A 15,511-nucleotide genomic window follows, 5' to 3' on the forward strand; every position below is an offset into this window, starting at 1 on the left:
TTAATATACAACTTTAAATTATGGCTGAATTTATTAAAATATACCCTGAAAACCCAAATCCCAAAGAAATAAAAAAGGTGATTCAGGTACTAAAAAAGGGAGGACTGGTAATTTACCCTACCGATACGGTATATGGTTTGGGCTGCGATATTACCAATACAAAAGCTTTAGAGAAAATTGCCCGAATTAAGGGTATTAAACTAGACAAAGCTAATTGGTCTTTCATCTGTGCAGATTTGAGTAATTTATCAGATTACGTTCGCCAAATAGACACCCCCACTTTTAAAATATTAAAACGAGCTTTACCAGGACCCTATACTTTTATACTGCCTGGCAATAACAACCTTCCTAAAGAATTTAAAAAGAAAAAGACCGTAGGTATTCGTGTACCAGACAATAGTATCGCTAAAGCCATTGTAGAAGCTCTGAGCAATCCAATTGTATCTACATCTATACGAGATGAAGATGAGCTCTTAGAATACACGACAGATCCTGAATTAATCTTTGAGAAATGGCAAAACCTTGTTGATATCGTTATAGATGGTGGCTATGGTGATAATACCGCTTCTACCGTAATTGATTTATCTGATGGTGAGCCTGTAGTAGTAAGAGAAGGCAAAGGACCTATTGATATTTTCTAAACGAAACTATTTAAATTTTGAGCATAAAAAAAGGCGACCAATTGGTCGCCTTTTATATATGATATCAATTTCTTAGTTATTGATAGCTGGATCTTTCATTCCTTCTTCAATCATTTCATAGAACTGATCGATTTTTGGAAGTACTACAATACGAGTTCTTCTATTTTTAGCTTTATCTGTTGTAGATAAAGGAACATAAGAAGATCTTGCTGCAGCAGTCATACGCTTAGGATCAACATTGTAATCGTTTTGTAAGATACGAACAACAGCAGTTGCACGTTTAGCACTTAAATCCCAGTTGTCTAATAAAATACCTTTTCTGTAAGGAACATCATCAGTATGACCTTCAACTAAAAATTCGAAATCTGGTTTATTGTTTACCACCTTAGCAACTTTGCCTAAAACCTCTTTAGCTCTACTAGTTACATTATAACTACCGCTGCTAAATAACAATTTATCAGAAATAGATACGAAAACAACACCTTTTTCAACGCTAATTTCAATGTCTTGATCATCTAAATTACCAAGTACACCTTTTAAACTTTGTACTAAAGATAAGTTTACAGAATCTCTACGAGTAATAGCGTCGTTTAATTTTCTGATGGTTAAATCTTTTTCTTGTAAACTTTCTAAGGACTTCTCAAGGTTTTGAGCACCTTTAGAAGATAAGGTAGTTAAATTACCCATGTTGTTTATTAAATCCTGATTGTTACTTTTTAAGAATGCATTTTGATCCTCTAAAGTTTTTAATCTTGAAGAAGCAGATGCTTTTTCTTCTAAACAAGTGTTTAATTTTACAGTTGCAGAGTTTAATAAATCTTGAGTTTCTTTACTTTTTGCCTCTAAGTCGGCATATTTTTTTTGTGACACACAAGAGGATAATAATAAAGTAACCCCTAAACAGCCTAAAATGATTTTGTTCATAATTATTAATTCTTAAATTAATTTGTTAATTCATAGCAAAATTATACAAAAAGCGATACGTTAACATTTCGCTTTCGTTAATGTTTTACTAAATTCTTAAACTTTCTGTTATGATATACGAAGTGAGACCATACAATGGACTTCACTGTATAATAATTAGGCATATATTTCGTTTTCTCTCGCTTTTTAAAAATTTTCGAAAAGTTCACATAAAAGCTTAAATGCGCTTTCAATATAGCGAAACAATGACTGAATTTTCCTTGAAGAATAAACCGTATCCCAGCAACACCATCTAAAAGCAATCGGAAAAATATAATGGGAAATGCTTTTTTACGCGGTAAATTTTTAGTGATAGAGTACAAGGAATTTCTAAAGTTTAAAAATGTTTTCTTCGGATTCATGTTACTCAAGGTAGAACCTCCTAAATGATATATCTTAGAAGTACCTACATAAAAAATTTTATATCCATGATTATGTGCCCGCCAACATAAATCTACTTCCTCTTGGTGTGCAAAATAATCTTCATCAAATCCTTTTAATTCCTTAAAAACGGCACTCTTAATAAATAAACAAGCGCCTGTTGCCCAAAAAATTTCTTTGACATCATCATACTGTCCTTTGTCCTTTTCCAACGCTTGAAAAATTCGGCCTCGACAGAAAGGATATCCTAACTGATCTATAAAACCACCAGCAGCACCAGCATATTCAAAATATTCTTTTCTTTTGTAATCTAAGATTTTAGGTTGAATAATAGCAACTTCAGGATGCTCGTCAAAATGGTTTAAAATGGGTGTAAGCCAATTCTCAGTAACTTCCACATCAGAATTCAGTAAGCAAAAGATATCTGCCTCTACATGTTGTAAAGCATCATTATAACCTTTTGCATAACCTCCATTGCTAGCATTCTCAATGATTTTTATTGCAGGGTAGTTTTTTTTGATAAACGCAATTGAATTGTCTGTGGAAGCATTATCAGCCACATAAATTGCGGCGCCTTTGGAAAAATTTTGAACGGAAGGTAGAAATTGTTCTAATAATTCTTCCCCGTTCCAATTAAGTATAACAACTGCAATTTTAGACATTAACTAAGTACCAAACTAATTTGCTGGATATTTTTTCAATTAAGAACAGCTAGTACAACAAAGTACAATAGTGTTACGATTATTTTTGAAGTTCACAAATTAACGGCTAAATTCAGGAATATCACGCAAAAAAGCATACTTTTCTTTTTGAAAATCCATTTCGCAGTAAAAATGAGACAAGCCATTTGTTACCATTAAATATTCTGCTTGAAGTTGCATGTTATACCTTGCTATTTGATCAAAAACATTTTGCGTGATGTTGATTTCTGGAGCTTTACATTCTACAAGTACTTTTATAGTTCCATCAGAATTGAAAATAACCACATCATATCGTTTTACCATGCCATTTACTTTTAATTGTTTTTCAACATTGACAAGACTTAATGGATACTTTTTTTCTGTAATTAGGTAATGTACAATGTGTTGTCTCACCCATTCTTCTGGCTGCAGAACCACAAATTTTTTACGGACAACATCAAAAATATAGACTTTATTTTCGCTATTTTTGAATCGAAAGTCATAAGCAGGAAAATTCAATACTTGCATGGCACAAATTTGATGATTTTTTCTGAATGGATGAAGTAAAAAAGATTGTTAGCGATATAAAAGCACGGAAGATAAAGCCAATTTATTTTCTGATGGGGGAAGAGGCATATTACATCGATAAGCTTTCCGAATATATAGAGAACAATATTCTTGCTGAGGAAGAACGCGGTTTTAATCAAATGACGTTGTATGGAAAAGATGTTACCATAGATGATATCATAAGCAATGCTAAACGTTATCCTATGATGGCGGAGCATCAAGTAATTATTGTAAAAGAAGCACAACATTTATCTAGAACCATAGATAATTTAGCTGCCTATGCTGACAATCCACAACCTACGACCGTTTTGGTGATTTGTTACAAATATGCCAAACTAGACAAACGCAAGAAAGTATACAAAGCGGTACAAAAAGCAGGCGTACTTTTTGAAAGTAAAAAATTATATGAGAATCAAGTTTCTGATTGGATCCGAAAAGTATTAGCGGGTAGTGGATACGGAATAACTCCTAAAGCAGCTATTCTTCTTGTAGAATTTCTAGGAACAGATTTGAGCAAGATTAATAATGAGTTGGAAAAACTGAAATTAGTAATTCCAAAAAGCCAAGAAATTACGCCTCAAGCTATTGAAGAGAATATAGGGATTAGTAAAGATTATAATAATTTTGAGCTTAAAAAAGCATTAGGAGAACGTAACGTACTAAAAGCTACACGTATTTTAAATTATTTTGCACAAAATCCTAAAGATAATCCGTTTGTCTTAACGGTGACCTTGCTCAATAGTTTTTTTATACAACTCCTACAATATCATGGCTTGAAAGATCATAATCCAAAAACAGTCGCTAGTGCATTAGGGATAAGTCCTTATTTTGTTGGAGAATACCAAACTGCAGCAAAAAACTACCCTATGAAGAAAGTAAGTATGATCATAGCGCACCTGCGTGAGTTGGATGTAAAGGGCAAAGGAGTGGGGGCAAGTTTATCACAAGAAGACCTTCTGAAAGAGCTTCTTGTGAGAATTATGTAATTATTTTCTATCGAAACTATACTTTCCTGGGCCTACGAACATAATAACCACAAAGAACGTAAGATAAAGCAGCGCTAATTCTTTTGTAGCTAAAGGGTCCGATCCATGAGTGATAAAAGCTGCTACCCCCATAGTTATAGCTGCAGGTAATGCGGCCCATCTAGTTTTAAAACCTAAAATTATTAATATAGGGCATACTAATTCTCCAATAACCGCTAGAAATAATGAAGGAGCTTCACCTATACCAATAGGGTCTTGGAATTTTATATTGCCTGCAATTAATTTTTGAAATTTTAGTATACCATGTGTTATCATCATAACAGAAGGAACTATGCGAAGTAACGCCAGTCCTATTTCATTAAATAGTTTTTTTTGCATCGTAATATTGGGGATAATTTTAATTAAAAGTAACAATAATTTATTACTATATTAAAAATTAACTTCAGTTTTTGACCAAACGTGCTCCTATAGTTTCTATTTGTTTATAATTGTAAATAAAATCAATAAATATGTAAGAAAATTCTATTATTTCACAACCGCGTTATCTCAATTTAGAAAATTTCCCAGGGTTTGCTTCGTGCATGATACCATAAATTTTCTCAAAAATATCTTCTGCATTTGGTTTAGAAAAATAATCACCATCTGTAGCATAAGCAGGTCTATGTGCTTTTGCTGTTAATGTTTGAGGTGCACTATCTAAATATTTATAGCCATCTTGGTTCTCAACTATTTCTTGAATTAAATAAGCCGAACAACCTCCAGGCATATCTTCATCAACGACAAGTAATCTATTAGTTTTCTTTACACTCTCTACGACGTCTTTATTTACATCAAAAGGAAGTAAGGTTTGCGCATCAATAACTTCTATATCAATACCCACCTCATTAAGCTCTTGAGCCACTTGCAGTACTATTCGTAATGTAGAACCATAAGAAACTACCGTAAGATCTGAACCCTCTTTTACCGTTTCTACAATACCAATTGGAGTACAAATTTCTCCTAAATTAGTGGGCAATTCTTCTTTTAAGCGATACCCATTTAAACTTTCTATGACAATAGCAGGTTCATCACTTTTCATTAGTGTATTATAGAAACCAGCAGCTTTAACCATATTACGAGGAACTAGAATATACATTCCTCTTAAAAGATTAATAATTCCTCCCATTTGTGAACCTGAGTGCCATATTCCTTCCAAACGGTGTCCACGAGTTCTTATAATCAAAGGTGCTTTTTGCTTTCCAACTGTTCTATAGAGTAGGGTAGCCAAATCATCACTTAAGGTTTGAAGTCCGTATAATAAGTAATCTAAATATTGTATCTCAGCGATAGGTCGTAATCCTCTCATTGCCAAACCAATACCTTGACCTACGATTGTTGCTTCACGAATACCGGTATCTGCGATTCTTAATTCTCCAAATTTTTTCTGAAGTCCTTCTAAACCTTGATTTACATCTCCAATAGCTCCTGTATCTTCTCCGAAAATTAGCGCTTCAGGATTATTTGTAAAGAGTTTATCAAAGTTCTCTTTCAATATGATTCTTCCGTCTACTTTTTCAGCTTCTGGATCGTAAACAGCTTTTACCTCTTTAATACTTAGCGCATTGTTTGGTAGCTCACTATATAAATGAGAACTGAATTTTGGTTGTACCTCTTTGTAATAGCGATCTATAAATGCTATTAATTCATTTTTAGCGTTGGTATCTTCTCCAATTAAATAACGTAATGCTCTTCTTGCTTTTGATGCGATATCTTTTTTGATAGGCTCATCAATAGCAATTAAATCGTTCTTAATTCGCGTGATGAATACTTTATTTGGACTGCTTCCAGAAACTTTATCCAATAAAGCGAGTAATTCTTCCTTAGCGGCCCTATGTGAGTCCAAGAATTCATTCCAAGCTTCTTTCTTAGCTGTTCTAACGTTTTTGCGGATATCTTTTTCTAATACTTTTAATTCATCGTCAGTAGCAATACCTATTTCAAGAATCCATTCTCTAAAACGTTTGTTACAGTCGTTTTCTCGTTCCCATTCTAAGCGTTCTTCGCTTTTATACCTTTCATGAGAACCTGAAGTTGAATGCCCTTGTGGTTGCGTTAGTTCTTTAACGTGAATTAAAACAGGTACATGTTCTTCTCTTGCAATATCTGCAGCATTCTCATAGGCGTGAATTAAGGCGGTATAATCCCAACCATTTACGATTAATATTTCATACCCTTTAGCATCTTCGGTACGTTGAAAACCTTTCAATATTTCAGAAATATCTTCTTTTGTAGTTTGATGTCTTGCATGAACGGATATTCCGTAATTATCATCCCAAACACTAATAACCATAGGAACTTGTAATACTCCTGCAGCGTTAATAGTTTCAAAAAAATGTCCCTCACTTGTACTGGCATTTCCAATGGTTCCCCATGCTACTTCATTTCCGTTCTTAGAGAAATTAGTTGTATCTATACCTTCAACGTTTCTATATATTTTAGATGCTTGTGCTAAACCTAAAAGTCTAGGCATTTGGCCTGCAGTAGGCGAAATATCTGCGCTACTATTTGTTTGTGCAGTTAAATCTTTCCAAGTCCCATCTTCATTTAAACTAGGTGTCACAAAGTGCCCACCCATTTGTCTACCAGCAGACATTGGTTCTTTTTTAATATCTGTAGTTGCATATAAGCCATGAAAGAATTGCTTTGCATTTAAATGACCTAAGGCCATCATAAATGTTTGATCTCTGTAATAGCCGCTTCTAAAGTCTCCATTTTTAAAAGACCGTGCCATTGCTAGTTGTGGTAATTCCTTACCGTCACCAAAAATTCCGAATTTTGCTTTACCCGTAAGTACTTCTCGTCTTCCTAACAAACTACACTCCCTGCTTAATACAGCGATTTCATAATCATTAAGAATTTGCTCCTTAAAGTCTTCAAAAGAAATGTCGTTATTGTCTTGCAGATTTACTTTCATCGTTAGAATTTCATTTTCGCAAAAATATCAAAACAGATTGAATTTTGCAATCTATAAATCGTTACAAATACTAAAGAATTTTTAAATTTTAGTAAATATTCAATAATTGATTTATCAAATTCGTAATTAAAATCGTCTATTATGAAAATTTAATAAAGATTTAGAACCATTTTCTAGTAATAAGTCGCGTAAGTGTTCTTGGACTTAAGGTTACTATAAATCGTATTTTCTGACTATAATCTGGTTGCGCCACTTCCCATCCATTATTGGAATATAGCGGAAAATAGAGCTCAAAATAGTCTGTTACCAAATTCAGGCGCACACCAGAATCATATACAAAACGAGCGTTCTCATTCTTGTTTTTAGTTAACCCTAAGTCTCCATAAAGCTCAATCCATCTCCATACACTTATACTTGTGTTGGTGGTTGCTAAAAAATCATTAGCAAAAGGGTTTGCTAGTTTAGATTTAAAACCACCTTCCGCAATAACTAGCTGCTGGCTATATAAACCTGAAGCTTCTGACCTCCCTAAATAATTATAATCAAATAAATAATCAGTAGGACGATCTAATGCAAAACTGTAAAAGTCTGTATTACTTGTATTGGAGATAAATTTACCCGCAAAAAAACGGGTGTTCAGTTGCATGTTATTCGCAAAGAGTTTCCTATACTCAAAATTAAAGGCTATTTTACTAAAATTACCGGCGTATTGGGCATCTGCAAACCAAGAATAGTAATCAATTATTCCGTTTTTAAAACTACCATATCTTGCGTTTAAAACACTGTAATCAGGAGTAGTTTCTAGTTCTTCAATATTTTCATCTAATGATCTGTAGATATTTACATATCTAATGTTTAAAAAATCTCTCTTATTAGATCTGAAATCATCTGGACGCCAACCAAAACTTACAGCAGGCGTTATAGACACATACCGTGAATTCTCTTGAAAATGATAGGTTGAACCACTAAGGCTATAATTAGAAAGATAAAACCCTGTTTTATTATGATACTTTCTAAACTTAAAGCCTGCCGAACCTACCAGTGATTTTTCTTTAAAGGCATAGGCCGGAGATATGTCAAACAGAAACGGACGTTCTAAAAATGTTTTATTATAAATACGCATGGCCGGAGTAATACCATCATAGATATTAAAACGTATTGTAGGCACATAAAAGATTTGATTGTAAAAAGGGTCTTCTGTATCCTTAAAAAACTGAAATTTTAATTTCTTATTACTGGATAAGAAACCGCCTAAAGATTTCCAATTATCTCTTTGATTAAATTCTGGTATTTTCTGGTCATAATTAAGAACCAGTTTATCTTCTCCATTCTGTGGAATGTAAAATGTTTTGGTACTATCTATTCCCGTGAACCAATATTTAGAAACTACAGAATCTTTTTGCAATCCAAACATTGAAATAGGGACGTTGGTACCACTTTTATTTTTTAAGGTAACTCCCAAAGAATCGCCCACTTTTACAACTTTCTTAATTTTAAAATCTATACGATCATTAGTAGTCACATATTCATCTAGGAACCATGAAATATCTTTATCTACATTGTTGGCTAAAATGCGTTCAAAATCTTGTGAGGATACTGGTCTTAATTTATAATTAGCATAAAAATCCTTAATACTCTCATCTACTTTTTCCTTGCCTACGTAATTGGCCAGAAAAGATAGTCCTGCGCCCGCTTTATAACGGTTTCCAATTTTATGATTGTATTTTATTAAAGAATCGTTAGGTGTAGTTAAAGGTTGATCAATGTTTTTTCTTGCAGCATACATATAGAGTAGCGGATATTGCTCCTCAAATTTCATTTTTGCAAGGTTAAAGTTTTTAAAGCCCCAAATCGTAGATAATTTCCCTAATAATTTTTGATCTGGATAGTTCTCCTCTACATAGGATATCATCATGTAATTAATCAGCGCATCCATCACCCAGCGTTCTTTTCTTGGATCTAGAAATAAGGTTTCGTTAAAAAAGTTATTCAATGCTGTTTTAAGATACTTTAATTCAAATTGAAACTGATTATCGTAAGGGCGTACAAATGAAGGCAGCTGATTTAAACCATATAACGGATCTTTGTTGTAATCTATAGTACTTACCACCAATTCTGTATGAGGATAGCTCCCTAAGTGCTTATAAATGTATTCAGAAACTTTATCTATAGCGATAGTTCTAGATATTTCATCAAATTTAGAAACATTAATATCAGTCACCACTGTGGCATAATCTGTAATATGCTTGGTGAAGTAGGAGGTAGGAGATAAAATTAAACTACAGCTTTTTCTATAGTCTCCTCTTAAATTAAGCTCTTTAAAACCTTCTTTTTTAATTTCGTTTTCTTTCTCAAAATTAGAAATTACAAAAAGGTTATTTGGAAGTGTGAGCATTACATCTGTATTTGTAATGCCTGTGTATAAATCTTCTAAATCTTTATTGGAGTATAAATGCCATGAGCCGTCATAAACAGCTGGTGTTAAGTACCAATCTCTTAAGTAATACTCGCCCTTGGTATTGTATCCAAAAAGGGTGAATTTATTTTGTGGAAGTTTAACCTGATAGGTTAATGAAAACGTTGCATACTCATCAGGTCCAATGGGCTTGTTTAATTCTAGCTTTAAAATATCGCTTTCTGGAGTATGTTCCCAATTGACTACCGAAAACTTCTCATCTATAATGCTATAGATTTTTGTATAACCCCGTTCCTCATCTTTTGCTAAATGAAAATTCTTTTTAAACTCTTCTTGGAATCTTTTTGCTAGAGGTGTTTTCTTGTTACTATAGGCATTGGCCCAATCGTTAAAATACAGAACCTCTAAAGTATCTTTGGAACTATTATGAAATTTAAACTCTTGTATGATGTTCAGCGTTTTATCCTGATCATTCAGTTTTGCAGTAACTTTATTGTAATGTTGACATGAAACTTTACTGAATGCCAAAAGGCATACAGTAAAATTCAACACCGCAATTAAGAAATTAAATTTCCTTATCCGCATATACTTAATTAAAAGTTTGGACTGTGTAAATGTCCTTTGTAGAAAGAATCTATAATATCTACTACTTCTTCTTTTGTATCTACAATTTTAATTAAATCTAAGTCTTTCTCACTAATGGTAGCCATGGTAAGCATGGTATTTCTAATCCAATCCATTAGGCCACTCCAAAATTCCGTTCCTACTAATATAATTGGGAATTTCTCAATTTTATTGGTTTGGATTAAGGTAATTGCTTCAAAAAGTTCATCTAATGTACCAAAGCCTCCTGGCATTACCACAAAACCTTGACTATATTTTACAAACATAACTTTACGAACAAAGAAGTAATCAAAGTCTAAACTTTTATCGCTATCAATATAAGGATTGTCATGCTGCTCAAATGGTAAATCAATATTTAAACCTACAGAAGTTCCTCCGGCTAAATTAGCTCCACGATTACCAGCTTCCATAATACCTGGGCCTCCTCCAGTAATAACACCATAACCAGCTTCTGCAATACTTTTAGCGACTTCAATAGCTAATTGGTAATATTTATCTTCTTCTTTAGTTCTTGCTGATCCAAATATGGAAACACAAGGGCCAATTTGACTCATTTTTTCGAATCCGTTTACGAATTCCCCCATTATTTTAAATAAGGCCCATGAATCGTTTGTTTTTATCTCATTCCAACCCTTATGATGTTGTTCTTTTCTCATTCTATCTTTATAATCTTTATTACTATGCTTATATTTTAATCTTTTTGCTGCTTATTCTACTATTCACAAACCTAATTCTTTTCTAAGAAACTTTGCCGTATAACTCTTTTTATCTTTGCACACCTCTTCAGGCGTACCTTTTGCAACGAGTTTACCGCCTCCTTTACCACCTTCATAACCTATATCAATAATATAGTCTGCCATTTTAATGACATCCATATTGTGTTCTATAACAAGAATAGTATTTCCTTTATCTACCAAACGCTCTAAAACTTCCATCAATACTCTAATATCTTCAAAATGCAAACCTGTTGTTGGTTCGTCTAATATATAAAAAGTATTTCCAGTATCTCTTTTAGAAAGTTCTGTGGCTAATTTTATACGTTGCGCTTCTCCACCAGAGAGTGTTGTAGACTGCTGCCCTAAAGAAATATAGCCTAAACCAACTTCTTTAATAGTCTTAAGTTTTCTGTGTATTTTTGGAATTAATTCGAAGAAATCTACTGCTTCATTGATGGTCATTTCCAAAACATCTGCTATAGACTTACCTTTATACCTAATCTCTAAAGTTTCTCTATTAAAACGTTTCCCATTACAGGTTTCACATTCCACATAGACGTCTGGCAAGAAATTCATTTCAATAACACGCAAGCCACCACCTTGACAGGTTTCACAACGACCACCTTTTACATTAAAACTAAATCTTCCTGGTTTATATCCGCGAATAGCCGCTTCAGAAGTTTTGGTAAAAAGAGAACGAATTTCACTAAAAACGCCTGTGTATGTAGCAGGATTTGAACGTGGAGTTCTCCCAATGGGAGATTGATTAATATCAATAACCTTATCAATGTGCTCTAATCCCGTAATTTTCTTATACGGCATTGGCTTTTTAACCCCATTGAAGTAATAGGCATTCATGATAGGGTAGAGCGTTTCGTTTATTAAAGTAGATTTTCCACTTCCCGAAACACCTGTAACGCCAATTAATTTTCCTAAAGGAAAACTTGCAGTAACATTTTTAAGATTATTTCCAGTACAACCAGATAAGGTAATTTTTTTACCATTTCCTTTTCTGCGTTGCTTAGGTACTTCAATTTGTTTTTTACCTGAGATATAATCAGCGGTCAGCGTGTTGAAATTTTTAAGATCTTCCGGTTTCCCTTCTGATATAATTTCTCCACCATATTTTCCCGCTTTAGGACCAATATCTATAACATGATCTGCACGCTCAATCATATCTTTATCATGCTCAACCACAATTACAGAATTACCTAAATCTCTCAGGGCTTCTAATGATTTTATCAAACGCTCATTGTCACGTTGATGTAATCCAATACTAGGCTCATCTAAAATATACAATACACCCACTAGTTGAGATCCTATCTGTGTGGCTAAACGTATACGTTGTGCTTCACCACCAGAGAGCGATTTAGAGCTTCTGTTTAAAGATAAATAATCCAAACCAACATCCAATAAAAATTGAACTCGAGTGCTGATCTCTTTAATAATTTCCTCTGCAATTTTAAGCTGATTTCCCTGAATTTTCTTAGGAAGCTTTTTGAAGAATTCTGCCAATTCAGAAATATCTAAATGCGCTAATACTGCTATATTCTTTTCATCAACCTTAAAATTTAAAGACTCTTTACGTAAACGAGAACCATCGCAAGTAGGGCAAGTTATCTTATCCATGTACTCTTTTGCCCACCGTTTAATAGAGGTAGAATCGGCTTCATTAAATTGATTGGTAATGAAATTAGATATCCCTTCGTAATCAATTTTATAAGTACGCTTAACACCCAGTGTTTTAGAATCTAAATCAAAACTCTCGACCGTACCGTTTAACAGTACATTGATAGCTTCTTCAGAAATTTTTTCAATAGGAGTGTTGATATCAAATTTATAACGTTGGCCAATGGTATCTATTTGTTTAAAAGCCCAAGAACTTTTATACTCTCCAAGAGGAGCAATACCACCTGCTTTAATCGTTAGTTTTTTATTTGGAAAAATCTTCTTTTCATTTACCTGATAGACATGTCCTAAGCCACTGCAATGAGAACACATCCCTTTTGGAGAATTGAATGAAAATGTATTAGGCTCTGGATTAGGATAAGAAATACCTGTAGTGGGGCACATTAAATCTCTACTGAAATAACGCGCAATTTTTTGTCCTTCTTCTAAAACCATTAATACATTTTCACCGCTATACATAGCCGTGTTTATCGTTTCTGATAATCGTTTATCAAAATCTTCTGTATCAATAACTTTTAGTCGGTCTATCACTATTTCAATGTCATGCACCTTGTAACGGTCCACTTTCATTCCTTTAGTAATATCTACTACTACACCATCTACACGAACTTTCACAAAACCTTGTTTTGCTATTTGTTCAAATAATTCTCGGTAATGCCCTTTTCTAGATCTAATAACAGGCGCCAGAATATTAATTTTCTTCTGGTCATAATCCTTTTTTATTAAATCCCGAATTTGATCATCGCTATAACTTACCATTTTCTCGCCAGTATTATAACTGTATGCATCTCCTGCACGAGCATATAATAATCGCAAAAAATCGTAAATTTCGGTAATAGTACCTACGGTAGATCGCGGTGATTTAGAAGTAGTTTTTTGCTCAATGGCAATTACCGGAGATAAACCATCTATCTTATCCACATCTGGGCGCTCTAAGCCTCCAAGAAACTGTCTTGCATAGGCTGAAAAGGTTTCTATATACCTTCTTTGCCCTTCTGCATAAATAGTGTCAAATGCTAAGGATGATTTACCACTTCCTGAAAGTCCTGTGATGACCACTAACTTTTCTCGAGGGATTGTAATGTCTATATTTTTAAGGTTATGAACGCGTGCGCCTTTCACCTCTATATTCTCTTCGTAATTTATCATTTTCTTTTTCTGCAATTACAAAAATACAATTTTGATAGTTAATTTTATAACTGGCTATATTTAGTTTTTTGTGATTTGAAAAGCTTAACATAAATTAGCATTTCAAACTTTCAATTTTAAGAATTATGCAAATATTAGGAATCGGTTCAAGAATAAAACATGCGGAATATGGACTTGGTGCTGTTACCAATGTAACTTCAAAACATTACTGGGTTACTTTTATGGAAAACGGATTAGAAACAATAGACATAAACGCTGATTTTGAGGTAATTGAAGCTTTAGAAGATGATGTGGATACCATTAGTTTTTCTGAAGTAGAACAATCTCTGATTTCAATTTTAAGAAAATGGAGTGATGCTAGCTCTGTTACCCCTATTGCTGATAAATGGCGTGGCGGAACGATTGTGATGCAACCGGGTGATTCTAATTTGAGTGATAAAATTGTACCTATTGACACCTTTTTTCATAAAATAGTCATGGTTCGTGACCGTATTAGGGTAATGGAACAAAAAATAAACGCTAGCGAGAATTTAGATGATCAAGAAAAGATTGATTTACAACAATACATTACTAGAATATATGGAAGCTTAACGACATTTAATGTGCTATTTAAAAATCAAAGCGATCATTTTGTGGGCGAAAAATCTAAATAACTAAAAGCATAAATCTGTTCGTAATAAACAATAGTACAATATACTAGGATACTGCTTTTTTCTCACTCAAATATTTCCAATAGCGCTTTGGCACATGCTGAGTATGTAACTTTAAATTCACTCTTGAAGCAATATTTGTGCTTTTAAAATAGTTGTTCCATAAATCCTGAAACTCATATTCTTCATCTGTAAAAACATTGCTTTTTTTCGTTTTGTTGCTATGAATCCCATCCATATCTAAAGTAATGAACTCAACGGCGTCTAAATTATAATAGATGCCGTATTTGCGTTTTACATCATAAATAATCCATTGCTGGTCTGCATACCTGCTTTTAAAATGTTTAGAAATTAAGGGTAGCACATCAAAATCTGGCTCTATATTAGAAAAATAAATAGCATCTTTTGTTAATTGAAATCGGACGAACGCTTCCATACGATGTTTTTCTCTTCCTACAGATTTGGCAAGTTGACTAATTTTTAGCACAATATCATCAGAAAAATTAAGATGCAATAGTTCCGTTTCTGAAAACAATTTTTGAATATACCGATAGAGTAGTAGCTCTATTCCTTTTGTTTCGCTAAGAAATGCAAAGTATATATTCTTTATGGCTGTATTATTCTTTTTCTGTATGCCATTCCAAACCCGCTTTGATTTTAAAACATCCGTATAAACTAATTTTGCATCAGAAAACAAACCACTTTGTGCGCTTTCCTCTTTCTGAATATCTGCAATAATCAACTTTTGCTCAAAAGCTTGAAAAACAGCTGTTAAGTATCCATTAAAACTTCCATCGTAAACTAAAATTTTTGCTTCGTTCATACCATATAATTTAATTTATATCCTGATTTAGAACCTACTAAACGGGACTATCCATTTCTTTAATCACTGCTTCATCGATGCTATTTGCTGGTGCATTTCTCCGAAAAAACAAGCTATTAAATTTCTTTCTAAGAGCCCTTTTTAGGTTGCTTTTAAATGCAATCATGCCATATCCAATATTTAGAATTGTATTTCGTCTTTTTTCTAGAGAAGACCATGATTGTTTCATACTGCCGTGGTTTGCTATGGTGGGTTTGGTTGTGCTCATTTTGA

General features: G+C 33.3%; 13 protein-coding genes. 3 read left to right on the forward strand and 10 right to left on the reverse strand.

Features of this window, described 5'->3' with window-relative positions:
- Window positions 1-20 precede the first annotated feature (20 nt).
- The gene (locus tag BLQ19_RS12000) at window positions 21-641 is read left to right on the forward strand and encodes an L-threonylcarbamoyladenylate synthase (protein ID WP_074538503.1); all 621 of its coding nucleotides are present in this window, start codon (window positions 21-23) and stop codon (window positions 639-641) included.
- A gap of 72 nt (window positions 642-713) precedes the next feature.
- On the opposite strand, the gene BLQ19_RS12005 is transcribed toward BLQ19_RS12000, so the two are convergent.
- The 3 genes from BLQ19_RS12005 to BLQ19_RS12015 form a co-directional block, all read right to left on the reverse strand.
- Window positions 714-1,565: an OmpA/MotB family protein gene (locus tag BLQ19_RS12005; protein WP_025615230.1), complete on the reverse strand. Its 852-nt coding sequence runs from the start codon at window positions 1,563-1,565 to the stop codon at window positions 714-716.
- 77 nt (window positions 1,566-1,642) lie between these two features.
- Window positions 1,643-2,647 carry a glycosyltransferase family 2 protein gene (locus tag BLQ19_RS12010; RefSeq protein ID WP_074538504.1) on the reverse strand — a complete coding sequence of 335 codons (1,005 nt, stop codon included), beginning with the start codon at window positions 2,645-2,647 and terminating at the stop codon, window positions 1,643-1,645.
- A 99-nt stretch (window positions 2,648-2,746) separates the two neighbouring features.
- Window positions 2,747-3,193 carry a type I restriction enzyme HsdR N-terminal domain-containing protein gene (locus BLQ19_RS12015; protein WP_024480908.1) on the reverse strand — a complete coding sequence of 149 codons (447 nt, stop codon included), beginning with the start codon at window positions 3,191-3,193 and terminating at the stop codon, window positions 2,747-2,749.
- A 26-nt stretch (window positions 3,194-3,219) separates the two neighbouring features.
- Here BLQ19_RS12015 and holA point away from each other — a divergent pair, with 26 nt between their 5' ends.
- A complete protein-coding gene (gene holA / locus BLQ19_RS12020) occupies window positions 3,220-4,218 on the forward strand; it encodes a DNA polymerase III subunit delta (RefSeq protein WP_024480909.1) in 999 nt (332 codons plus the stop codon).
- On the opposite strand, the gene BLQ19_RS12025 is transcribed toward holA, so the two are convergent.
- From BLQ19_RS12025 to uvrA, 5 genes are all read right to left on the reverse strand, one after another.
- Entirely contained in the window at window positions 4,219-4,596 is a 378-nt protein-coding gene (locus tag BLQ19_RS12025; protein WP_024480910.1) for a DoxX family protein, read from the reverse strand.
- A gap of 163 nt (window positions 4,597-4,759) precedes the next feature.
- Window positions 4,760-7,171, reverse strand: coding sequence for an alpha-ketoacid dehydrogenase subunit alpha/beta (locus BLQ19_RS12030; RefSeq protein ID WP_029449326.1), 2,412 nt, complete (start codon window positions 7,169-7,171; stop codon window positions 4,760-4,762).
- A gap of 160 nt (window positions 7,172-7,331) precedes the next feature.
- Window positions 7,332-10,172, reverse strand: coding sequence for a gluzincin family metallopeptidase (locus tag BLQ19_RS12035; protein ID WP_074538505.1), 2,841 nt, complete (start codon window positions 10,170-10,172; stop codon window positions 7,332-7,334).
- Between the two features lie 8 nt (window positions 10,173-10,180).
- Window positions 10,181-10,867 carry an LOG family protein gene (locus BLQ19_RS12040; RefSeq protein ID WP_024480913.1) on the reverse strand — a complete coding sequence of 229 codons (687 nt, stop codon included), beginning with the start codon at window positions 10,865-10,867 and terminating at the stop codon, window positions 10,181-10,183.
- 63 nt (window positions 10,868-10,930) lie between these two features.
- Window positions 10,931-13,765, reverse strand: coding sequence for an excinuclease ABC subunit UvrA (gene uvrA, locus BLQ19_RS12045; RefSeq protein ID WP_074538506.1), 2,835 nt, complete (start codon window positions 13,763-13,765; stop codon window positions 10,931-10,933).
- Between the two features lie 125 nt (window positions 13,766-13,890).
- Here uvrA and BLQ19_RS12050 point away from each other — a divergent pair, with 125 nt between their 5' ends.
- Entirely contained in the window at window positions 13,891-14,418 is a 528-nt protein-coding gene (locus tag BLQ19_RS12050) for a DUF8685 domain-containing protein (protein ID WP_074538507.1), read from the forward strand.
- A 43-nt stretch (window positions 14,419-14,461) separates the two neighbouring features.
- Here BLQ19_RS12050 and BLQ19_RS12055 read toward each other — a convergent pair whose 3' ends face one another.
- Window positions 14,462-15,238, reverse strand: a complete 777-nt coding sequence (locus BLQ19_RS12055; protein ID WP_074538508.1) for a TIGR03915 family putative DNA repair protein — start codon at window positions 15,236-15,238, stop codon at window positions 14,462-14,464.
- A gap of 37 nt (window positions 15,239-15,275) precedes the next feature.
- Window positions 15,276-15,506, reverse strand: coding sequence for a hypothetical protein (locus tag BLQ19_RS12060; RefSeq protein ID WP_139150254.1), 231 nt, complete (start codon window positions 15,504-15,506; stop codon window positions 15,276-15,278).
- Between the last annotated feature and the right edge of the window lie 5 nt (window positions 15,507-15,511).

This window comes from Cellulophaga baltica (assembly GCF_900102165.1).
Classification (GTDB): Bacteria; Bacteroidota; Bacteroidia; order Flavobacteriales; family Flavobacteriaceae; genus Cellulophaga; species Cellulophaga baltica.